Annotated in this window: 18 protein-coding genes and 1 tRNA gene; 3 read left to right on the forward strand and 16 right to left on the reverse strand. The window is 47.6% G+C overall.

All coding sequences use genetic code 11. The annotated features are described in order from the left end of the window. The first annotated feature begins 467 nt into the window (after positions 1-467). Positions 468-671, forward strand: a complete 204-nt coding sequence (locus BCF53_RS06125) for a hypothetical protein (RefSeq protein ID WP_132700638.1) — start codon at positions 468-470, stop codon at positions 669-671. A 426-nt stretch (positions 672-1,097) separates the two neighbouring features. Here BCF53_RS06125 and BCF53_RS06130 read toward each other — a convergent pair whose 3' ends face one another. The 14 genes from BCF53_RS06130 to BCF53_RS06195 all read right to left on the reverse strand — a co-directional run bounded on the left by BCF53_RS06130 (position 1,098) and on the right by BCF53_RS06195 (position 19,634). Further along, positions 1,098-1,610 (reverse strand): hypothetical protein, encoded by a 513-nt coding sequence (locus BCF53_RS06130; protein ID WP_132700639.1) that lies wholly within the window; start codon positions 1,608-1,610, stop codon positions 1,098-1,100. Between the two features lie 15 nt (positions 1,611-1,625). Beyond that, the gene (locus tag BCF53_RS06135) at positions 1,626-2,105 is read right to left on the reverse strand and encodes a hypothetical protein (protein ID WP_132700640.1); all 480 of its coding nucleotides are present in this window, start codon (positions 2,103-2,105) and stop codon (positions 1,626-1,628) included. Then, positions 2,102-4,639, reverse strand: coding sequence for a hypothetical protein (locus BCF53_RS06140; protein WP_132700641.1), 2,538 nt, complete (start codon positions 4,637-4,639; stop codon positions 2,102-2,104). The genes BCF53_RS06135 and BCF53_RS06140 overlap by 4 nt, the downstream gene beginning before the upstream one ends. After that, a complete protein-coding gene (locus tag BCF53_RS06145) occupies positions 4,632-7,181 on the reverse strand; it encodes a contractile injection system protein, VgrG/Pvc8 family (protein WP_132700642.1) in 2,550 nt (849 codons plus the stop codon). Before BCF53_RS06145 ends, BCF53_RS06140 begins: the two co-directional genes overlap by 8 nt. A gap of 701 nt (positions 7,182-7,882) precedes the next feature. Further along, positions 7,883-7,959 (reverse strand) — tRNA-Arg (locus BCF53_RS06150). 115 nt (positions 7,960-8,074) lie between these two features. After that, positions 8,075-11,521: a PAS domain-containing hybrid sensor histidine kinase/response regulator gene (locus tag BCF53_RS06155; protein WP_132700643.1), complete on the reverse strand. Its 3,447-nt coding sequence runs from the start codon at positions 11,519-11,521 to the stop codon at positions 8,075-8,077. A 38-nt stretch (positions 11,522-11,559) separates the two neighbouring features. Beyond that, complete coding sequence (locus BCF53_RS06160) at positions 11,560-13,209, reverse strand: AMP-binding protein (RefSeq protein WP_243645784.1); 1,650 nt, start codon at positions 13,207-13,209, stop codon at positions 11,560-11,562. 81 nt (positions 13,210-13,290) lie between these two features. Continuing rightward, complete coding sequence (trxC, locus tag BCF53_RS06165) at positions 13,291-13,737, reverse strand: thioredoxin TrxC (protein ID WP_132700644.1); 447 nt, start codon at positions 13,735-13,737, stop codon at positions 13,291-13,293. 41 nt (positions 13,738-13,778) lie between these two features. Continuing rightward, positions 13,779-14,807 (reverse strand): enoyl-CoA hydratase/isomerase family protein, encoded by a 1,029-nt coding sequence (locus tag BCF53_RS06170; RefSeq protein WP_132700645.1) that lies wholly within the window; start codon positions 14,805-14,807, stop codon positions 13,779-13,781. 87 nt (positions 14,808-14,894) lie between these two features. Beyond that, a complete protein-coding gene (locus BCF53_RS06175; protein WP_132700646.1) occupies positions 14,895-16,118 on the reverse strand; it encodes a quaternary amine ABC transporter ATP-binding protein in 1,224 nt (407 codons plus the stop codon). Then, on the reverse strand, positions 16,111-16,998 hold the full coding sequence (locus BCF53_RS06180) for an ABC transporter permease (RefSeq protein ID WP_132700647.1): 888 nt from the start codon (positions 16,996-16,998) through the stop codon (positions 16,111-16,113). Before BCF53_RS06180 ends, BCF53_RS06175 begins: the two co-directional genes overlap by 8 nt. 178 nt (positions 16,999-17,176) lie before the next feature. Then, complete coding sequence (locus tag BCF53_RS06185) at positions 17,177-18,229, reverse strand: ABC transporter substrate-binding protein (protein WP_243645785.1); 1,053 nt, start codon at positions 18,227-18,229, stop codon at positions 17,177-17,179. Positions 18,230-18,651: 422 nt separating this feature from the next. Continuing rightward, on the reverse strand, positions 18,652-19,407 hold the full coding sequence (locus BCF53_RS06190) for a pseudouridine synthase (protein WP_132700648.1): 756 nt from the start codon (positions 19,405-19,407) through the stop codon (positions 18,652-18,654). Then, positions 19,404-19,634, reverse strand: coding sequence for a hypothetical protein (locus BCF53_RS06195; RefSeq protein WP_132700649.1), 231 nt, complete (start codon positions 19,632-19,634; stop codon positions 19,404-19,406). Before BCF53_RS06195 ends, BCF53_RS06190 begins: the two co-directional genes overlap by 4 nt. Positions 19,635-19,777: 143 nt before the next feature. Here BCF53_RS06195 and BCF53_RS06200 point away from each other — a divergent pair, with 143 nt between their 5' ends. After that, a complete protein-coding gene (locus tag BCF53_RS06200; RefSeq protein WP_132700650.1) occupies positions 19,778-20,290 on the forward strand; it encodes a hypothetical protein in 513 nt (170 codons plus the stop codon). 66 nt (positions 20,291-20,356) lie between these two features. Here BCF53_RS06200 and BCF53_RS06205 read toward each other — a convergent pair whose 3' ends face one another. Continuing rightward, entirely contained in the window at positions 20,357-21,721 is a 1,365-nt protein-coding gene (locus BCF53_RS06205) for a phosphohexomutase domain-containing protein (RefSeq protein WP_132700651.1), read from the reverse strand. A gap of 126 nt (positions 21,722-21,847) precedes the next feature. Then, entirely contained in the window at positions 21,848-22,786 is a 939-nt protein-coding gene (locus tag BCF53_RS06210) for a hypothetical protein (protein WP_132700652.1), read from the reverse strand. 76 nt (positions 22,787-22,862) lie between these two features. Here BCF53_RS06210 and BCF53_RS06215 point away from each other — a divergent pair, with 76 nt between their 5' ends. Next, positions 22,863-23,636: a hypothetical protein gene (locus tag BCF53_RS06215; protein ID WP_132700653.1), complete on the forward strand. Its 774-nt coding sequence runs from the start codon at positions 22,863-22,865 to the stop codon at positions 23,634-23,636. The last annotated feature ends 11 nt before the right edge of the window (positions 23,637-23,647 follow it).

Raw genomic sequence — 23,647 nt, forward strand, 5'->3', positions numbered from 1 at the left:
GGAAGGCAGCGCTCAACCGGTTCATGATTGAATTTGAAGAGCGCTTGGAAGATTATTTATAAACCTTGCAGTTACACAGAATTAATTACAGGGTCGGATCGGACGGAGATGCCTGCCTTGGCGGCTGCGGTTTCCTGGGTGGCACCCTGTTGTCGATGCTGCATGTACAGCTCCTCTTGTCGGTTGGTGATGTGATGACCTGGCACCTTGTACTCCGTAGTGGATAACAAGATGCCGATTGTCACACCAACCGGCCAAGATAGTTGTCGTCAACCGGTCACGCTAATTGTCGCCGAACACGATACACCGGATTTCAAGGTGACTATATCTTCCGAACTCCCGGCGGTACATCAATCCACTCATCAAACAGAAGCGTAAATATTGTTTGGAACCGAGCATTAAAAGCCTGCGGTACTCGAGCGCGTGACATGCGGCAAACAAGACACACAGCAGCAACACAATGGATCATGGCAGGTCTCAATATTAAATTTGTTGCTATGCAGCTTGATGACACAGTGGGTACCGTGCTGAAACACTATGCTAAGTGGATTGATGAGCAGGGCTCAAAAGCCGAGATGGATAAACTAAAGGCCAGACGAACAGGAAGCAAAATTCCAGAAACAAGGATCGTCAATAACGTAGTTGAGGTTAAAAATTATCCCTGCATGTAATTTAGATTTCTCTAATTTGCGGCCCTAGCGGGTCGAACTCTTACGTTCGTGCGGGCATAAATGCCCTGGTTTTGCTACGCAAAACAATCTCTCCGCTTCAGAGAAATAACTGTCTAACGAGTGAAATAGCACTATAAGGGCATAACAATGTGAAATGGCGCGCCCGAGAGATTAGATCAAAAATGAGGGAATTCCGAGGATTCGCTCTAATTTAACCTATTAATTTTATTGTATCTAAAATTCAATGGAGCAAAATTCTTCTGACCACCTTCGTTGTAAGCTTCATATAACCAAAAATACAATTCGACGATTAACAGGACTTCCATTGGTTGTATTACCTTCTAATGTTGATTCACCAAAAAATGCCTTTTTTTTGGGGGGGAGTAAAAGCGAACATTTTTTACCAACATTGTACCCTTGGACTTGTTAACCTAGCTTGCCATCATCATATAGCTTTTGAATATCTAAAAATGTTTCCAGCAAGCCACACTGATCAAAATAGATATCATAAATATCAATACTTTGCTCAATATCTGGTGCAATATAGGATGCTCTTTTTCGATTCTCTAAGCTAAACATCATAAGCCCTTGATTTGCGTAATTAGCACCTCTGAATACATAGACTTCATTATCTGGATCTAACTGAATAATGTCAGACATGGTTCCGGGCGGATAACCACCTTGATCCGGGCTCAATGCAAACCGAGCCTTAACGCCTAAAAACCATTTTAAATAAGGCAAGGGCATTTCCAATTGATCAACTAATAACTTACCTCTAGGATCTGGTACTATTGCGATATTGGTAATGCATAAATGGTCATTATAGGTTGAAACAACCATGTCATTGCTGGGAAAAACCACATCATTAAATCTGCTGTGAACGAGAAAGTCTGGATCAGTATCTGTATAAAGTTTTAATTGCTCTATTAGATTGACCATAAAATCATCAACCCACTATGCATAAACACCGTTATGATAATTCTTATTTATTTCAATCAGCTTATCGAATAAACCACCATCCATTGTTTCCTTAAATATCTCTTTAGATTGGTTTAACACTGGATTTATATGTGACTTCCGGTTGAAGTTAGTAATTGAATAGGTCTCTATGCCATAATGAGGGTGAACTACTCTGTCGAAAAATATCTTCTCACCATTAACAATAGTTTCATCTGAATTATCTAATCCGCCAAGCCCTCCAAGGCTTTTGGGCAGGTCATAACGTGGAATTGTTGTAAGTATGAAATCTAGTGATGCTAATGGTATTTCTAGTTGGTCACTTAAAAATAACCCACCTTTAGTTGTTTCATAACTAAAAAAAACAAGATATTCATCAATCACATACAGCGCTTCATAGTCATCAGGGAAGAATCTAACTTTAAATTCAAATATAGGAGACTGTGTTTTAAAATCGATCAGATTAATTTTTTTCATGGAGCCTCCACTGGCTGTATAACATCATAGACTTTTATTGCACCCGCAGCTTCCAACTGTTCGATAGTCATAAGCTTATTTTCTACAACAAAAATTTCTGCAATGCCTGGATCATTTGCTTTCGAATTGGGCAATAAGCTTTTTGTAAAGCCAGTTCCTAGAAAATGTTCATTTGCGCCTAACGTATTTTGAATTACAAATCGGTCATTCCACGCCATCTGGGCATCGACATCACCACCAAATACTTTATTAAGCACTAACACCCGTTGTTTTTCTTTCCAAAGATCCAAACCTAAACCTTCAGCTTTTTTAAATACAGAAGCGTAGGTATTGACGTAATCATCATTCATTACAGCCTTGATGCGTGCTAGACGTTCAGGCTCCGTACCTTCAATTTTCTTGGCAAATCTTGCTGAAAGATTAATCATATTCTCCCATGTAGGGCGGAACATTTCACTTTCAGTAAGTTCTATATACCTTTTACGATCAATAATAACCATTGTCTGATCAATGGGTTTACCATCGCTGCCGACTGATTGGTTTACCCCAGCCATTTCAGCTTGCTGTTTAGGACACTTATCCCCTCTTTCTGTCTGATCAAACCCAGATGACCACATTTTACCACGTGATGGGATGAACACTTCCTTCCCTTTTTCATCTAAAACATGCTTTCCATCGGCGTCAAAAACTTGCTTCCATTCTAATGGCGCGCCTAAATACCCACCTCTCTTTTTACCTGACTGATAGTTATCCAAATAGCTTGTATTCATTATCCGAGTAACATAGTTATCCCTAATTTCTGGGTCACTCACCAATTCAAGCATTTCATCAAGGTTATACTTATGGGTATATTCGCCTAGCTCAAGTAACTCCCTATTGGCTGTTAAAATTTCGTCCGCCTCATCAAACGTATCCGGATTCACAAATTTATTCTCAATACGTTTCGCGATCCGCATTGTAACTTTACTCGGACCTTCATCCAGCTGCCGAGTCTCGGGTTCAATTTTAGCCTTTGTTGTTACCTGCGTCTTACCTTCTGGTATCGGTACTGAATGTTCAATAGCTGCATCCAAGTCAATTTTTACACTGGGTGTTTCAACATCCACTGCACTCAATAGCGTTCTATTGTTATTCAGGTTATTAAGATCACCTGTGGAGCTCTTTATGGCGATATAGGTCATTGCACCCGATATGGCGGCGGACCGGAAAAGCTCCATCAGACGCTTTAAGCGCTCATCGGGTAAAAGATCTGGATTTTCCATTATTTGGTTGTAGCTATCCAGATGCTCATAGGCTAATAATGCGCCTTGTAATCCATCCGTGCTAATTTGGCCAATAAGCACTGCCTTGCTCATACCCGAGCCTAGCTTGCTTGCACTGGTTACAGTGGCACCAACTTTCCATGCCATTCCGGCACCTGCAAAGAGGTTGCCGACTATGCTTAAGCCATCGAACGCGTCGTCTTTTAAATTACCAAAGCCTTCCTCATGACGCTGAGCAATATTGATGGTGGCCGCGCCTGTACTGGTGAATATACTGGCCCAAATTGCAGCAGATGCCACTCGGGAGCCGGGCACCGGTGCAATAAAAGTCGCTACCCCGGCGACAACAGCGGCCCCCAAAGCGGCATAATCCAGCCATTTTGATATTTCATCCCAGGTAGACATCCCATCCGTATCGAACCCACCTTCCAGGTTCACGCCATATTGGGGCACTCTAAAACTGTAACGAATTCGACCGTCAGGATAACGATTATTGTCATCCCAACTTTCAATGAGCTCTTCAATGGCTTCTTTATGGCTAACTCCGGATTCTTCATAACTCCCGGTTGTAGAGCGATTAGCTGGATTGGTCCAATCAATTAACCGCCAGGTTGGCTCACCTGCTTCTTCGCCATCATCATTTTCTGGTGTGTTATTTATAAGCCAAAGCTTTAATACGGTGCGTGTAGAACGCTCTTCATCAAGGTGGATTGCGTCAACCTGAAACGCTTCTTTATGCTCTAGTCCCTTCAAATGATCATCGAGGTGAAAGATATAGGCATCCAGATTTTTTACCGTATTATCGTGCTTTTCCCGATCTTCCTCGGTTGCTGGTGGTTTTTCTTTAGCTATTGCTTTAAGAACTTCCAGATACTTCCTGGTGTTTATTAGCGTCTGAACTGGAGTAGGATCTTCATCATTTGCAGCAGGATCAAATTCAGACCTGAGAATATTCGTCGCATTATCAACTCGCTGATTTCGAAAATATTTTTGTCTGGAACCATCCGGAAAAGTAACCGTCAATACAATTGTATGTAGCCCGGTAAAGCTCCATCGAGCTTTATTCCAATGTCGACCTGTTGGCCCAAGCACATTACTTGGCTGGTACCACCTTGTTGTTGCAGGATCGTTATGACAGGCCCATTGAAACCGAGTACCTTCTGGAACAGTATCATCTTCATTCACCAATTCACTACGCATATTCACGAGTGCACCAGGTGCAACTGAATTAAAATTAGGGTATGTAACAATTTTAAATTGAGGCTTACTCACTATAGAACACCTCCGTGTTATCTAAGCTGTCTACCCAACCGCATTTAAGCAATAGCGTTTCAATAAAGTCTTGAGTATCAGGGTGTTTGAAATTGGCCTGAAAGTGTGAGTCGATGGATCCATATTTAGAATCAAAAATGCTTTTAAGCTCTTTGTAATCGACACAGCGCTGTAAACATCGGGCAACTTGCCGTTGCTGCTTTTTCTCGAAGGCTCGATTTAGATCAGCTGCCAGAGACTTCATAAGAAGATCTTCTTCATCAGAGTAAATCACTTTACCAGCTTCAAAATAAGGCACACCTTCGAATTCAATAAAGCCGTCATCATTCGAAATACCTTCTGCTTGAAAACCACTCTGACCTTCAAATCTGGCCTGAACATCCGGCACAGGCGCACCAGATTCGGATGTCACCTTAACTTTAACCGTTCTTACTTGATCTGGCTTATCTCGCTCATACTGTATTGCTTCACCTTCGTGCTGAATATTTTCCAGCTCAAGAATTTCAATCTGCCCAACCCCTATCGGCTCAACCGCCGCCCCACTCACCGGTGCATTCGCCCCCGGCATCACATAACTCACATTCCCGGCAAAGCTGACACCACTCGGCCCACCTAAGGTCACTTTGTTGCCAAAGGCTTTGATGTTGCCGGCGGTATCTATCTGGAAGCCACCGGTGCCATTACTGATGGTCATGGTGCCACTGCCGGTACCGGCAATGGTGATGTCGTTCGGTGCCTGTAACCTATAGTTACCACCGCTGGTTTTATTCAGCTGGCTACCCTGGCTTTTGATGGTGACAGCGCCTTCGGTACGTAGAGTAATGCCCTGGCTTTTGGTTTGCCAGTGCTGGTCGCCTTCGCTGCTGAAGGTCGTGTTGGCTTTACTGCGCGCAATCTGCTGCTTAGCGGATTGTAAGTGGCGGTTGCCATCGATAGCGACGTTGCTGTTGGTTTTTACTTTTTCCAGGAACGCGCCACCGTGTTTCTGGATCAGGTTTCCCTGAACGATCCAGCGCTGGTATTGCCCGGCGGTGAGCTTAATGAGGCCGTATTGGGCGGCCAGCATGATATATTGGCCACTGGTGGCAGCGTTGAGCTCCAGCTTGGTTTGGCCGTCGAACGTTTGCAGCAGTATGTTGGGCAGTTCGTCGTCTAAGGTCAGTTCGTTCTGGCTGGGGGTAACAATGCGGCCCTGATGTTTGTTGTGGCTGGTGACGGGGCCATCTTGCCCAAACTCACTGGCAAAGCCCATGATGCAGGGTCGGTTCGGGTCGTTATTTAATAGTGTGACGAGTACCGTACTGCTATCCAGCAGCGGGAAGTGCCAACCGGTGCTGAGCTCCTGATTAGCATTGGCAAACGGCACCATGCGTTCAACCGCCGGGCTGGCATTGGTGTGGTTCAGGTGCTCGGTATTGTTGTGGCTAAAGCCCATGCGCAGTTGGTATTGACCGCGATCATCCAGATAGGCGTAGCGGTCGGCGGATTCAATTTTCGCCGGAAAGGCCAGTGGCAGCTCGGGCATTGCCGGGAATGTGGGTGCAAAGCCGCTGGCGCGTTTTAGCAGCGAGGCACGGTTGCTGTACTTTAAACCCAGTTCGGGGTTTTGGGCGTCGTACACCTGCCCTTCGTGCTCAATGGCAACACAGGTTAGGTCATCACAGAAGCCATCGTTGCTCCAGTAAACCGGTATGGCACTGGAATGGCCTGTGGCGATAAGCGGGAAGCTGCCCTGAATAAAGAACTGTTCTGAGCTTGCCAGAGTGTGCTTTTGGTTTTGCCGCTCGGCCTGGGCTTTGGCGCCCTCATTCAACGCTAAGGGGCTTTGGTATGGGTCGTTTGAAGCCACCGCTTTTAAGGGTTGCGCTGGCCGGCCGTGGTTTTGGTACGAGGCTGCCGGCATTACCGTTTGCCAGGTGCGCGTGAGTGGGGAATCTTTACCGGCCATGGCTTCACGCTTGGTTTGCTCAATAGAAACGATGGCGGCAGTAAAAGGCGTATGGGCAAAATCGGCCGCGAAGTTAATTTGCTCTTCTTTGCCATCGCTATCGAACCAGAAGAAGCATCCCAACTCGGCGACTAAGCGCTTAAAAAATGCCAGCTGCGACTCATTAGCCTGCACAAACACCGCGGGTAAGACCGCTTCGCTAACATCGCTGTGCCAGTGGATTTGCCAGCGGCCATAGCCTAATTCGCTTAACAATTGTTCAATAATTTCGACACGGGAGCGATACATGAACACGCGGGATTGCTGTAAATCTTGACCTCGCGCCAGGCAAGGCCTTAACAACAATGAGACCTGAGCACCTTCCTGCTCGGCCTGCTGGATATCGCAGGTAAGAGAGCGCAGATTGCCGGTATTATCGTGAAAACTTAACTGGGCGCGCTCGCCAATAAGGTTTTGCGCATATATCAGCCGATTTTGATCTTTCAGTGTCACACTAAATTCATAACAATCGCTGAGTGCTTCTTTGCCTTGAATATGGATAACTGAAAAATGACCAGATGCCAACTGACAACGTACAGACGTTGCTTGGTACATAAAGTATCCTTACTTTACTCATGCAAATAGGTTTGATTTTTTAACGCGGGGATTAAACCTAACCTCTCCGCCTATGTTCAATTGGCAGCTGTTAGAAATGAGAAGCTGGTCGCGAAATATCGGTAGTCGCCTTACTAAAACAATAAGGAGTGGAATTACTCTTCCAGCCATTGAAAACGTTGAGTTTTTTAGAGTTTGGGGATTTAAAACACATTCACTTCCACACCCAAGGAGGCGCGGTTCGCGACCCTTCAGGTCGAATATCTACGTTCGTGCGGGCATGAATGCCCTGGTTTTGCTACGCAAAACAATCTCTCCGTTTCAGAGAAATAATAGTGTAACGAGTGAAATAGCATTATGCAGGTATAAAAATATGAAATGGCGCGCCCGGAGAGATGCGCTTCGCGGCCCTGGCGGGTCGAACTTTTACGTTCGTGCGGGCATGAATGCCCTGGTTTTGCTACGCAAAACAATCTCAGCTTCAGAGAAATAACTGTCTAACGAGTGAAATAGCATTATGCGGGTATGACAATGTGAAATGGCGCGCCCGGAGAGATGCGCTTCGCGGCCCTAGCGGGTCGAACTCTTACGTTCGTGCGGGCATGAATGCCCTGGTTTTGCTACGCAAAACAATCTCTCCGTTTCAGAGAAATAGCAGTGTAACGAGTGAAATAGCATTATGCGGGTATGACAATATAAAATGGCGCGCCCGGAGAGATTCGAACTCCCGACCAAGTGGTTCGAAGCCACCTACTCTATCCAGCTGAGCTACGGGCGCGTAAGGCCGTTCAGATAAGAACGCGGCCATTGTAATAGCGAGCTTCGCTTTAGTCTAGCTTAAGCCCGCAATATTTACTGCAAATTACTGATTTTTCTACAGTTTTTAACACCCGCTAGCTGATCGCCTTGCTAATCAAAGCTTTCAACTGCAGCGGCCGTACCGGTTTCTTCAACAGGAAGAAGCCTTTTTCTTTGGTTGCATGGCGGACATCATCGGTGTAATCGGCGGTGATAACGATGACCGGTGTATCACCCAGCCAGCTTTGCTGCCAGTTGCCGACGACATCGAGCCCGGTGATGTCGTTATCGAGATGATAATCAATAATGACCAGATCCGGCTTCTGCTGCTCGATGAGCTCATTGGCACCTTCTTCGTTCAGGGCCGTTACCACGGAGTAACCCCACTCCCCGATCAGGCTTTGCATGCCGTCGATAATTTGCTGCTCATTATCGACACACAATACGCGATAGTCTGTTTTTTCTTCTTCCAGCTGTTGCTTTTCAGCCTTAACTTTCGCCACCAGTTTGCCAGCGGGCACAGTGACACTGAACCGGCTGCCTTTACCGACCTTAGAGTTAATCGTGACGGGGTGATCCAGCAGCCGTGACATGCGCTGCACAATGGCCAACCCCAGCCCTAATCCTCGTTCGTTGGTTGAGTATTCCGGCACCCGGTAAAACTCATCAAAAATGGCCTTAGCCTGAAACTCATTGAGGCCCGGCCCGGTATCAATAACATCGATGCGAATATGATCTTTACCCCGCCGCACACCAACCAACACCCGCCCCATGGCACTGTACTTGATGGCGTTACTGATCAGATTTTGCAATATTCGGCGCAGCAGGCGCGCATCTGAAACGACGGCAGCGGAGCTGGGCAGCAGTTTAAAATCGACAGCGCGTTCTTCAGCAATAATGCTGAATTCATCCCGCAGGGATTGCATCATATCTTTTAACGAGAACGTCGCCAGTGAAGGCTTGATGATGTCGGAATCCAGTTTGGAAATTTCCAGCAGTTCATTCAGCAGGTTTTCAGCTGAATGCAATGAGCGCTCAATTTGATCACTCAGTTTAATCAGGTCTTCATCCGCGCCCTGACGCTTCAGGCGAGATTGAATACTGGCGGTAAACAGTGCAGCCGAATTTAGCGGCTGAACCAGATCATGCCCGGCGGCAGCCAGGAAGCGGGTTTTATTCTTGTTGGCTTTTTCCAGCTCCAGGTTGGAAAGCTGCAAGGCCTCGGTGCGCTTGTTGACCGTCTCCTCCAAATCTTCATTACTACGTCTTAACTGCTCTTCAATCAGTCGGTGTTCAGTAATGTCTTTATAGACGGTGATATAGCCGCCTTCAGCCATAGGCCGGCCCTGTATTTCCAGGTAGGTACCGTCTGTGCGCAGGCGTTCAAACTTATAAAACACCCCACGGTTCAGATGGTTGATACGCCGCTTAACCAGCTCTTCCAGGTCGCCGTCGCCGCACTCGCCACGGCTGGCGTTGTAGCGTATCAGGTCATCCACCGGCCTGCCGATTGAAAGCAGTTCATCCGGGTAATCAAACATCTCTTGATAGGTACGGTTCCAAGCCACCAGATTCAGGTTCTGATCGATAATGCTGATGCCCTGGTTAATCGATTGCAGCGCTGAATTTAACAGCTCACGGTTAAATTTAAGTACCTGCGAGGCTTCATTGACGATATTGCTGACATTGCGCCAATCCTGCCCGCTGGTTTTTTCAATCTGCTCAAACAGCAGCCGTGCAGCGGGGGCACCCAACACCGAGGCGAGCATACGCTCGGCTTTATGCACCAGCTCGTCATCTGCGGTGTCGTCTTTCAGCAGCCGGCCGTTCAGCGGGTTAACGTGCTCATCGAGCAACGACAGCAACTTTTCCTGAGTCAGGAACTTGCTGATCAGGGTATGTAAATCACCCACCGTGACACCGCGGGATTGAGCGCCATGATTGTTCTGGCCATCGTGCACAAAACGCGAAGCCTGAATACGGTCTTTCAAGGAATCCTGATTGTAGGCAGAGCCCAGCAACAGGCCCAACACGTTCAATGCCAGGCTCCAGGAAACCCCGTGCACGACTGGGTCCAAAGCATCGAGACCAAACAATGAATAGGGGTTCAGAACACTCAAGCTCATCAGCGTTTCGTAGAAGCCTTCCGGCAACAATCCTGAGCGGGCAATGAGCGGCAACAGCAATGTATAGAACCAAGCGAACAGCCCCAGCGAAAGCCCCCAGATAACACCCTTGCGATTGACGCCGGTCCAGAACAGACCCAAAAAGATTGCCGGCGCGAATTGCGCAACAGCAACAAATGAAATTAGGCCGATATCGATGAGCTGCTCAGCAGAGACCACCAGGCGATAATAGAAGAACGCCAATAGCACGATGAGCACAATACCAAAGCGGCGCAGATTCAGAATATTGCGCGTCATATTTTTGGAGTCTGCACGCCAGAGGTTCATGCGAATCAGCACCGGCAGCAGAATTTCATTAGAGAGCATGGTACTGAGAGCAACCGTTGCCACAATTACCATGGAAGTTGCCGCGGAAAGGCCACCAATGAATGCCATCGTGGCTAAATCGACCCGCCCTGCGGCCATTGGTAGCTTCAGAACCAGATACTCCAGCTGCGCGGCATCGGAATTGAAATACAGCAAACCGACGATGGCCAGTGGAGCAATCAGCAGGTTGAACAGAATCAGGTAGATCGGAAATACCCAGCGGGCTTTGCGTAAATCCTGATCAGACTGGTACTCCACGACCGAAACATGAAACTGCCTTGGTAGCGTGAAGATACCAACAATGCCCAGCAGCATTTGCGTGGTATAGATGTAGGTATCGTCAAAACCACTGACCATCATCGCAGTGGAAGGCGAAGACACCGTTTCGCGCAGTACAGGCAGAAACCCGCCGCCAATGCTTTCAACGGCCCAGTAGCCAACCACCAGAAACACCACCAGTTTAACGATGGCTTCAAAGGCAATGGCCAACACCATTCCGGGGTGATGCTCCGAGGTATCGATATGGCGGGTGCCAAACAGAATGGCAAATACCGCCATCGCTATCGCGATGTACAAGGCGGTATCGTGATACCAGTGATCCGTTAAAACATTGGCATGGGAAACGATACTAAAACTGACCGACACCGCCTTCAGCTGCAAAGCAACATAAGGGATCACACCAATCAGACAGATTAACGCGGCAATCACCGATACTTCACGGCTGTGCCCATAGCGCGAAGCGATGAAATCAGAAATGGTGGTGACATTTTCCTGCTTGGCAACACGGATCATCTTCTGCCAGAAGGCAAAGCCGATGATAAACAGCAGAATGGTGCCTAAGTGAACGGGTGAGAAAAACCAGCCGTTTTGCGCAAATTGCGCGGTAGAGCCGTAGAAGGTCCAGCTGGTGCAAAAAATAGTTAATGAAAGGCTATAGACCCATGGGTGCATGCGCCCCTTTACCGGCTTTTTGTCACCCCACAGAGCAATGGCAAATAGAATGGCAATGTAAATTAGGGATATGGCGATATAAAAAGAAAGGTTCAGCATCCGTTACCGTCGACGATTCACAACATAAATTGCAGATTTTATTTATGCAGTAGATAGTGTCGGTATTCGTTACGGACTTCAATTTTTTTTAGCTTCCCGGTACCGGAAACCGGCAATTCATCAACCACCAGAATGGCGTCTGGCATCCACCAGGAGTTCACCTGCTGCTGCAACACTTTGCGCAGCCGGTATTCACTGAACGCCATATTCGGCCGCAAAGTGAGCAACATAATGGGCCGTTCGTGCCATTTCTCATGCAGTGCACCGACAACACAGACTCGGTCGATCGCTTCGTATTGCATGGCTGCCTGCTCCAGCTCAACCGAAACGATCCACTCGCCCCCGGAGCGGATGACATCTTTGCTTCTGTCGAGCAAGGTAATGTACCCATGATCATCGATCATGCCGACATCGCCGCTTTCAAACCAGCCATCGACAAAATTCTCGGAAGGCTCTTCACTGAAATAGCCTTCTGCTACCCAGGGGCCACGAATACGGATATTGCCCATGGTTTTGCCGTCATGCGGTAACGCACGGCCCAAGGCATCAAATATCTCGATCTCAATACCGAGCACAGCGCGCCCGGCCGAGGCCTGCTTTTGAAATCGCTCGTCTTCCGGTAACTGCTCAATATAAGGGCAACGGGATGCGGCACTGACCAGTGGCGAGGTTTCCACCATCCCCCATAACCCCATCCAGTAGACGCCATACTTCTGAGCGTATGCCTTCACCAGCTCCAGCGGCGAAGGGTCGCCACCGGCACCAATGGTTTGCAGTGAATCAATTGGCAAGTCACTCTTTTGAAGGTACTGATGCAACCGACGCCAAACATCCGGTACGGCATAGGCATGCGTCACCTCTTCTGTTTCGATCAACCCCTGAACATTTTCCGGCACAATCGCGCAACCGGGCAGAACCAGCTTGGCACCATAAAATACGGCGGCGTATGGCACGCCCCAGGCATTGATAAAGTAAAACGGCACCACCGGCATTACTACAGACCACTCGTCAAAGCCATGAAACTGCGAGCTGCCGGTAACCGAAGCATGCTGCGCCGTTGAGCCGTTTTCATAGATCACCCCTTTCGGGTCACCGGTCGTGCCACTGGAATAACACAGACCACTGGGCGAATCCTGCGACAAGCTGGGCCATTCAAAGCACAGAGGCTCATAGGCAATCAGGGTTTCATAACAAAGCAAATCAAAAGCCGATTCAGCCGGCATTTGCTCCGCAGTACATAAAACGACGATGTGCTTCACCGATGGGATATTATCCGCCAGCAGCTCCAGTTGCGGCAGGTAGGCCAGATCTACAAACAGGCACACATTCTCTGCGTGATTAATGATGAACTGCAGTTGAGCTCTAACCAGGTGAGCATTGATGGGGTGATACACCGCCCCTACCCCACTGACTGCAAACATCACTTCCAGGTGGCGGTAGTGGTTGGCGGCTAAGGTACCGACATTGGCTTGCTTGCCAATGCCCAGCTTTTTCAGCGCGATCGCCAGCTTGTTACAACGGGTGAAGGCATCTTTGTAGCGGTATCGATGAACAGACTCATCAGCAAGCGCGGAGACAATCTCCTGATCAGGGTAACGCTGGGCAGCAGATTTAAGAATTTCAATTGTCGTTAACGAGGTGTTCTTCATGTTGTTATTAGCCGGCTCCCAACGCTTTTCGATAAGCATTAGCAGTCTAGCCAGCAAGCACAACGCTCACATCAGACGATAGAATGAGACTAGACTATCGTCTGATCACCCAGGTATTCGTTATACACCCAGATCGTTAGTCTGTTTTTCCAACCATTGGTCGAACAAACCACCCGGCATACTGCCCTGGCGCTGTTCAATAACCTTACCTTTATAGAAAAACAACAGGCTCGGAATACTGCGAATGCCAAACCTTTTGGAGAGTGCCGGCGTGGAATCGGCATCAACCTTCACAAAGCGCACACGGGGCTCCCATCCGGTGGCGGCCTGTTCAAATATGGGCGAGAAGGCAACACAGGGGGCACACCAGCTGGCCCAAAAATCGACCACAACGGGCAGGTCGGTCTTCAAAACATAGTTATCGAAATTGGATTCATTCACCGTTACCGCGCGATAGGCAATCACCGGGTTCTTACAACTACCGCAAATGGCTTTATCCATCAGCCGTTCACGGGGCACACGGTTTACCGTGCCACAGGTGGCACAGGTCACATTCAATGTCGTCATAGCTTTACTCTTCTTACTTAGAAAATTTGTTGCGCTGAAATTTAACTGAGTTGATAGATCTTCTGTATTTCAGCTAAAGGAACTGATTCCACCTGCGGGTACTGCCATTCAGGCGCACGCGATTTATCAATCAGTTTTGCATCAATGCCTTCCATAAAATCGGGCTGACAAGCCAGGTTAGAGGCCGCGACCTTATCTATTTGCAGGATGTCGTCGCGCGACTTGCCGCGCATGTCTTTCATGTATTCCCAGATAAAGGCGACGGACCAGGCAGAGCCGGCATCCCAGACTTTTTTAGCGCGACTGAAGGGTGAAATCTGCTGGTTGTCTTCAACCACATTAATCCAATCGGTCAGCGAGGCATCATCCGGAAGCAGCTCCATGGCGGACATCCACGCCTTGTGAGTCTCATTAACGCTTTCCGCTGAGCTTTCGATATCCAATTCAGTAACATCAATTCCTTCCATCAGCTGCCGTTTGAGTATCTGGGCATATTCTTCGGTGATGATGTCATCGACATAACTTAATGCCATGGCCTCGGTTGCGCTCAGCGTAATACTGCTCATACCCACAAAGGTACCAGCCTTCCAGTAGTCTGCCTGAAGATAGGCGGCTGCGCCGACATCCGGATAATACCCGATTAACACTTCTGGCATGGCGAAGCTTGCCTGCTGACTACAGAGTTTAAGATTAGCGCCGGCAAAAAGGCCCCAGCCCCCACCAAAGGTAAACCCCTGCGAAAAAGCGACCACCGGCTTCGGGCTTTGCTCTATCAGCAGGTCGAGATCAAACTCATGCTCAAAATATGTATAGGCTTGCTCCTGACGATCAGCCTGAGGTGTATTCTGCAGTTCAATGGCCAGTGCTTTTACATCGCCTCCGGCGCAGAAGGCTTTTTCAGAGGTGCTTTCCAGCCAAATATGCTTAATGGCGGAATCCTCGAAGGCGTTCTCAAGGGCTAATTTCAACTGAGTGATAAGGTCGTAACTGAGGGCGTTTAGGGCTTTCGGGCGGTCTATTTGAATCGTGCACAAATGACCGTTTTTCTGAACCTGGACGAGAGATTCCATGGGCAACAGCCTTATATTCAACTTCTGAAATATTCCGCTCAGGTTGGTTCACCCTGAGCGAAATTTCAAGGCTACAACGGGTAAATATTACCCGGTCTTCTCTGTTTCCTCGCCTTCACCGGCTTCAGGTTGCGGGCTTAGCACCTCGGCAATGGTATCCCGTGACAGCTCACCCTGAAGTTTACCCTCTTCATCAACCACTGGAATCGGGTACTCCTGATCCAGTGTTTCCGGGATCACCTCTTCAATAACCGCATCCGGCTCAACGTTTACGTCAGAATCATAGTAGTGCTCGTCGGTAAGCAGCTCACCGTACTCTGATTTATCAAGTTCTTCTAACTGATCAAGAGCAAGCGCGCCCTGGTAACCATCGCCGGTAACGTTGTAAGCATATTCATGCTTAGACGTACGCATTTCTTTCAAAGCCTCACCCACTGTTTCGGCCGAAATACGGAATTTGGCGGGCTTCATGACGGTATCGACAGACAAAGCCCGCGCGCGGTTTACATCACGCACAAACTTCTCGACATAGTCATCTGCCGGGTGCAGCAGAATATCTGCCGGAGCACCAACCTGTATCAGCTCACCATCACGCAGAATGGCAATGCGATCACCAATGCGCAGTGCTTCGTCTAAATCGTGGGTAATGAAGATAATGGTCTTGTGCAGCTTTTCCTGCAGCTCAATAAGCTGATCCTGCATTTCTGAGCGAATCAACGGGTCAAGTGCAGAGAAGGCTTCGTCCATCAGCAGAATTTCAGCATCGGTACACAGTGCACGCGCCAAACCTACCCGCTGTTGCTGACCACCGGAAAGCTGGCTCGGGTACTGATCTTCGTAACCCTTCAAACCAACATCTGCCAACCATTGTGTCGCCTTTTGCTGACGCTCTTCTTTGCCAATACCGCGCACTTTCAGACCGAAAGCGACGTTCTCAACCACAGTTTTATGTGGCAACAGGCCAAAGCGCTGAAACACCATCGACATTTTTTTACGGCGGAACTCACGCAGCTCGGCATCGTTCAGGGTCATAATGTCCTGACCTTCAACAACCACCTTGCCTTCAGTCGGATCAATCAGGCGGTTAAAGTGACGGATCAATGTGGATTTACCGGAGCCAGAAAGGCCCATAATCACATAGATTTCGCTGCGCTTAATATCAAGGTTAATATCTTTTAGGCCGAGCGTATGCCCGGTCTTTTTAAGAATTTCATCTTTTGAAAGCCCTTGTTTAACCAGGCCCATATGCTTGGCTGGCGTACGGCCGAAAAGCTTATACAGCCCTTCGATCTTAATAAGAGAATCAGTCATGTCGGCCTCCCATATGACGTTGCGAACGCTTCGCATAAGCTTGTGAGACGCGATCAAAAATAATTGCCAATACGACAATGGCCGAACCGTTCAATAAACCCTGAGTAAAGTACTGGTTGGTAATGGACTGCAATACCGGCTGCCCCAGCCCTTTCACCCCGATCATGGACGCAATAACCACCATGGCCAGCGCCATCATAATCGTCTGGTTGACACCTGCCATAATGTTTGGCATCGCAAGCGGTAACTGTACGTTCCACAACCGTTGCCAGGAAGTAACGCCATAGGCATCTGCTGCTTCGAGAACTTCTTTATCGACTAAACGAATGCCCAAATTAGTTAAACGGATCACCGGCGGAATGGCATAAATAACAACAGCAATGACGCCGGGAATTTTACCGATGCCAAGCAACATAACGACCGGAATAAGGTATACGAAGGCCGGCATGGTCTGCATAACATCGAGAATAGGCGTAACAATGGCTTGTATACGGTTAGACTTAGCCATCGCAATACCAATCGGCACACCCAGTACAATTGAGAGAATGGTGCAAACCGTAATGATAGAAAGCGTACTCATGGTGTCTTCCCACATACCGAAGAAACCAATCAGAAACAGGGAGATACCCACACCGATCGTTAATTTAAGAGAGCGCGCTGCAAAGTGGGTAATGGCTAAGATAATTGCAATCACCAACCACCAGGGTGTCGATATTAATAGATTTTCTATCCAAACCAGAAAAGCTAACAGGGGATCAAAAAAGTTTTCAATGGCTTCCCCATGGGAACGCGAAAACTCACGGTAAGCCTCATCCAGAGTTTTGCGCACTGTCAGCAGCTCGCTTCGACTCAACTGAGGAAATTCTGTTATCCAGGACATATTTTATACTTTCAAAAGTTATTGAAATTGTTCGATCAACTTACGTTCCAACCCCTGACAGCTATCTGGAAATGGAAAGTGATATTGCCGGAAGGCTAAAAAAGGTTGGAATGTAAATCGTCTAAACACCTAAAAAGGAGCAATGGCCTTCGCCATTACTCCTGATTAATAGAGCTAATTATAATGCGCTTTTAATTTTTGAAGCTACATCATCAGAAACCCATGCAGTCCATACATCCTCGTAGTTCTCAAGGAAGTGATAAGCTGCAAATTCACCGTCAGCCTGATTGTCTTCCATCCAGGCCAGTAGTTCGTTCATTTGAGCATTCGGGAAAGAACGGCTGCTGATATAGCCGTATGCTTCAGGCACTTCATTGGCGAACGCTTCAGTAGTAACGGTCCAAACCGGCGAAGGCGGATACATGGTTGGCTGAGGGTTCTCACATTCCAACTGAGTGATGCAGCTTTGGAAGTGCTCCAGATCAACCCCGCTACCGAAATCGACCTTCACCATTTTGTATTTACCCAATACTGCGGTTGGCGCCCAGTAATAGCCAAACCAGCCTTCCTGACGCTCGTAAGCTTTAGCGATAGAACCAGACAGACCGGCACCGGAACCCGGATCTACCAGCTCGAATCCAGCCTCTTCCATACCCAGTGCCTGGTGCAGATTACTGGTCGAAATCTGGCAGTTCCAACCCGCCGGGCAACCCATGAACATGGCTACATCTGAATTTTCAGGGTGTGGGAACAGCTGCGGATTTGCCAAAATACCTTCAATCGTTGCCAGCGCAGGGTTTTCGTCAACCATGTATTGTGGAACCCAGAAACCCTCTTCACCACCATCGGAAAGCGACTTACCCGCATAGCGCAAACGACCTTCTTCCACACCACGGTCTAACGCATCCTTCATAGAGTTAGACCACAGTTCAGGGGCAATATCAGGCTCGCCCTTCTCAATCATGGATGTACCTGTCGGCATAGTATCGCCCGGCACCAGTTCAGCATTACAGCCGTAACCTTCAGTCAGAATTACCTTATCGATATTGGCGATCAGGCTGGCAGAACTCCAGTTCATATCAGCAATGGAGATATCGCCACAGGTTGCTGCAGCAACAGCTGCTGGTTCCGCAGCGGCAGAGGCTTGTTGAGCAGGTTCTTCATTTTGGGAGCAGGCAGTAATTGCCAGCATGGCTGAAAGGCCACACATAAGACCTAATTGAGTTTTCATGAAATTATCCTTGTTTCGTTTATTCTAAGAGGCTGGCCAACGCACCAAAAGGCACCAACGCCCAGCTCAATAAATGAAAAGATTGGAAATGAATTGAGACATACCTGGAAAGGTAAGTAACGCAGACAAAAACGCATAACAGATGCATTCTCATCTTGAAGCAGAATGAATTCTTCGGTTATTTCGAAAGAATCAGAGGAAGAGTACATAACAAGGTTAGTTGCATTAAGGCCTATTCAAATAAAGATGAACAACACCGATTGTCGCTGATTTTAGCTAACAAAATGCAATAATAACGCTTAACCCTCTTCCAGAATTCTGAAACACCATAGCAAACGAATTTACAAAGCTCAAATCAGGACTTTACTGATTCATGAATAAAAGTAGGAAATTACGCACTGTTCACGCGCTTTTGAAGCGTTTTAAGCAATACTGGAAAGCCCCTGCCAACCCAGCCGTTCAAGAATACTCAGCCAATCTAAAGGCAAGTCTGCGGAAACCTTCAACCTCCTGTTTTCTACCGGGTGAAAAAACTCAATAGAAACAGCTCGCAGCGCCAGTGAGCTTAGAGCCAAACCTGCTTTGGCCAATTTATTATGGTGCCGGCAACCGTACCGGGTATCACCCAAAATGGGGTGCCGAATGTGCTTTAAATGCCGACGGATCTGATGTTTACGACCGGTTTCCGGAGTGCATTCAACCAGCGAGAAACGGCTTTTTGAATAGCGACTAACAGCAAGGCCAAGCTCAGCAATCGCCAAACGCCTGACACGGGTAACCGCCTTTTGCGGCTCGCGCTCTTTACTGGCGTGTTTATCAGCTATTTTATCCAGCTCTTCAGTCAACTCGTAATCTATTAACTGACTTTCCGGACAAAATCCACGACATATCGCCCAATAGGTTTTTCTTACCTGCTCAGTGCGGAACTGCGTTGCAAGATTGCGCGCCACCTCATCATCCTTAGCGATGAGAACCACCCCACTGGTGGGTCTGTCGAGCCGGTGAACCGTGTGCACCTTTCCGGCATGACCCTGGGCCAGGAAATAGGACTTAACCCTTGAAGCCAACGTATCGGTTTCATGCTTATCTAACCAGGACGGATGCAACAGCAACCCTGCCGGCTTATCTACAGCTAACAGGTACTCATCTTCATACAGAATGTTAAGAGGCGCGCTCAATCGGTGCCTTCCTCGTCTTCGACTACCTCAGTAATAGATGGCTCACCACAGACATTGCATTTACCCTCGATAAATATACGGCCCATAAACTCATATTCGATCGGGTCTTGCATGCCCAAATCCACCTGCTGACATTTGTTACACCAAGTGTTCTCCAGAAAGGCCTGCTGCTCTTCTGGGTCTCTTTGATAAAAATCTCTTGGAATACGTTCGTTTGTGTCTGACATAGATCCTCCGTTTGGGTGCGGAGTTTACCGAAAACGACAGGATTTGGCTCTAAAAGCAACCACGCTTTAGATAACGGTATAAACAATAGCAACAGCAATTACTCTGGATTACCGGCAACCTGCCGTGCGAAAATCTGCCCCACATGAAACACCGGCCATTAGTAGAGATGAACATCCCAACCTTTATTGCATTTGAAATGACGGATATTGAATCCGGTTACCCATACGCCATCGCCTGGTCGCTGCCAGACGGTCAATTCAAGTCTGTACTGGTGAGGCCAGAAGAAGAATGGCTGATAGACTTCGAAACCGGTCAGTTCAGCTCAGATATGCCCTCCCTGCAGGATTTACACGACAAAGGTGAATCTGTCCTGGATATCCTGAAAGAATGGGATTTGGACTTTGAAGATGGCGAGCTCTACTGCCAGGACCCTATCGCAGCCCAGTACTGTCTCGATTTGATGTTTGAGGCTTACAACAAAGAGTGTGAGTACGACGTTATTTCTGAATACGATTGCTATGACAATGTAGACAATCTGGATTTAGACGATCAACGCAGATGGATTATGGATACCGAGGGGTTGGATGCCACCAACTGCGAAGATATTGTGAAAGGTATGATTTTTTTGTTTGCGCGGGCAAATGAGGAAGTTTAACCACACTACTTCTGCAAAACATAAAAAAAGCTGGCATGGCCAGCTTTTTTGCTTTAGAACAGTTTATTACTGCCGAATTAACGCAAGCAGATCCTGAGTTTTCTCGTCCATCAACGCCTTATCACCACGTGTTTCAACATTCAAACGGATAACCGGCTCGGTATTCGACTTACGCAGATTAAAGCGCCAGTTATCAAACTCAACAGAAAGACCGTCCACACGGTCAATATTCTTCGCTTCTGCCTGATAGGCCTCCAGCACTCGCGCCATGGTTTCATCCGCATCGGCAACCTTGCTGTTGATTTCACCTGGGCTTGGGAACTTCGCCATACGGTCTTCTACCAAAGCTTTAAGTGTGGTGCCCTTACGGCTCAACAGGTCGACAACCAGCAGCCATGGGATCATACCCGAATCGGCATAGGCAAAATCTTTAAAATAATGGTGAGCAGACATTTCGCCACCGTAAACAGCATCTTCTGCACGCATTTTTTCTTTAATAAAGGCATGACCTGAAACCGACTGAATGGCCTGACCACCGGAAGCCTCAACGATTTCCAGCGTGTTCCACGTTAAACGCGGGTCATAAACAATTTTGGAGCCCGGGCGCTGCACCAGGAATGCTTCAGCCAGCAAGCCTACAATGTAGTAGCCTTCGATAAAGTTAGCGTCTTCATCCCACAGGAAACAGCGGTCAAAATCGCCATCCCACGCTATCCCAAGGTCTGCACTATTTTCTTTTACGGCCTTTCCGGTAACCGGCTGCTGATCATGCAGCAGAGGGTTAGGAATACCGTTCGGGAAGGTGCCATCCGGCTCGTGGTTGATTTTCACAAATTCAATTGGCGCGCCGCGTTTTTTCAGCTCGGCTTCGATAGCATCCAGCGTTGGGCCAGCAGCACCGTTACCGGCATTCACAACAACCTTCATTGGCTTCAGGTTTGGAATATCAACGTAAGACATCAGGTGGTCAACATAGGCTGAGCGGTTGTCCAGCTGGGTCAGAGTGCCCGGAACCTCTGCCTTTGGATCATAATTTTCATCTTCAGCCATTTTGCGAATGTCAGCCAGACCGGTATCGGCTGAAATAGGCTTCGCATCTTCACGAACCATCTTCATACCGTTGTAATTAATGGGGTTATGGCTGGCTGTCACCATGCAACCGCCATCGGCTTCCAGGTACTTGGTACCGAAATAGACTTCTTCCGTGCCGCACAGCCCTAAATCGACGACATCTGCGCCAAAATCCAGAACACCCTTAGTAAACGCATCTTTCAGCTCTGGCGAGGTTTCGCGTACATCCCAACCAACGACAACCTTCTTCGGCTTTAAGAATGTCGCAAAAGCGCGACCAATTCGGTAGGCGATATCAACATTCAGCTCCGTACCGAGTTCGCCACGGATGTCGTAAGCTTTAAAACAGGTCAACTTCATTGTATTTCCTTAAAATTGTATTTGTTACGCTGGCTCAGCTATTAAGGTATAGCTTGATTCTACATTTTTGCCTCTCTAAAAAAAGGCGGATTTATCTTTGGTCTGGTTGGAATTGCTATAAATCATTTAATCTCCACTGCTGCCTGCAGATTTAGCTGCGTCTGCAAGCAATGGGCAGTATGGAAAGATATCGCGCGGAATAATCGAATCGTCGCTGCAATTGAAGATAGTCATTCCCTCTTGTTTGGCAACCTCAGATGCCAGAGTAAAAGCCGGCAAAATTCTAGATTGGTAGCTTCGTGCCAGCCCTGTCCAGGCGGCATTGGTGTCATTTTCATTGAAACGCGGCAAATTAAAGTTGGTCATATCAACACCTACCAGGTACACCTGCTTTGTGCGCCTGAGAAACCCAAGCTGAATACCTGCATAAGCCACGGTACCGCAACCAAAGTGGCCTAGTTCCAGATTTTTACTCAAACAAGCGTCATCTGTAACTACAAGCTCACTAATGCCTGCCATTTCAGACCTGGAATAGCGCCCGGTATCGAAAGGCGATGCTGCTCCATCCATAAACCAAATTCTAAAACGACTAGCGTTCTCTGCATCGATAAAACATAGCGCATATAAGGCCGAAAGAGACAAGATCAGACGGGTATCATTAGGCAGGTCACGCAAAATATCATATTTTTTTAAGAGGAAGCGATCATCTTCAATGATAACTATGGCTTCTTCAGCGGGAACATCTGAGCCAATAAGAGCCGCAGCATCGTTCACTAGTGCATAGGTAACATTTGGCCCAAATAGCTTCAAGTGCTCTCGATGCCGCTTCAAAGAAGGCCCAGAGCCGACAACCACAAGTTTTTCGCTACTTATATATAAAGCATCCCAGCTTTCCAAGCCCAACACATCCTTGCCTTTCCAACGAACCTTACAAGACGATTTATCGAGCTTAAAAAAGGGTACGGACTTACGCAGGTGATCCCACTCTTTCGAGAGAAACAGGCGGTACAAAATACGGTACAATCGAATGTATAGGTTAAAACTTCTGTAACGTTTTCTTTTCATTAGAAATACACAGCACTTTTCAGCATTAATCGGTTATCATTTTCGCATAATCTATCACTTAACCCGAAAGGCCGATATGCGCTCTGCTAACACCATTAAATTATTGACACTGATGTTTTGTTTAACAACCAATGTCTTCGCTGACAACCTGCTAACCGATACCTTCCTACAACCCTCACAGGTGAAAACCGAAAAGACGGGCGTCAAGGTCATATTTAAGCTTGGCATAAATGAAGGCTCTGGTGAAATCAGCAACGAAGATGGCTACCGGGTAGATCTACCACGAATTACACTGCAAAAAAATGTAGCAGATGAAATTCTGTTTCGCGCTTCGGTACCTTGGGTCTACCTGAATAGCGATAATGACGAAGACGACCGCTACACTTTGGGCGACCCATCATTCCTGACTACCGTACAAATAAAAGAGCACAATACGTTTACTGTAGGTGTAACCGAACCGGCCGCCAACCGTCCACTAGAACCCGATGTTGTTCGTTTTTATGCATTCTATACCCATGGAATACCTACCCGGTTAGGCTATATTACCGGCCAATTTGGACCGGAAATACCCGATGTTTACGGAGGTGAAGGCCAAAACGACCTACTAAGCGCGGGTTTGTCTTTACGGCTCAACAACCAACCTATTGACTTCACTTTAATTAGAAAATTCGAAGTCACCAGTAAATGGTGGAATTTCACTAAAACTACGGAGTCTGAGCTAAACCGGACAAATTTTACTATGGGTGTGACCCAGGATATTCAAACGAAGTGGTTCAATCAGCTCAAGTGGTTTGCAGGCGTTCAGGAAAATGACGGCATGCAGTATATTTTTGGCCTCCAGTTAGACTAAGACGCTAAGCA

It is taken from the genome of Reinekea marinisedimentorum (assembly GCF_004341165.1).
Lineage (GTDB): Bacteria > Pseudomonadota > Gammaproteobacteria > Pseudomonadales > Natronospirillaceae > Reinekea > Reinekea marinisedimentorum.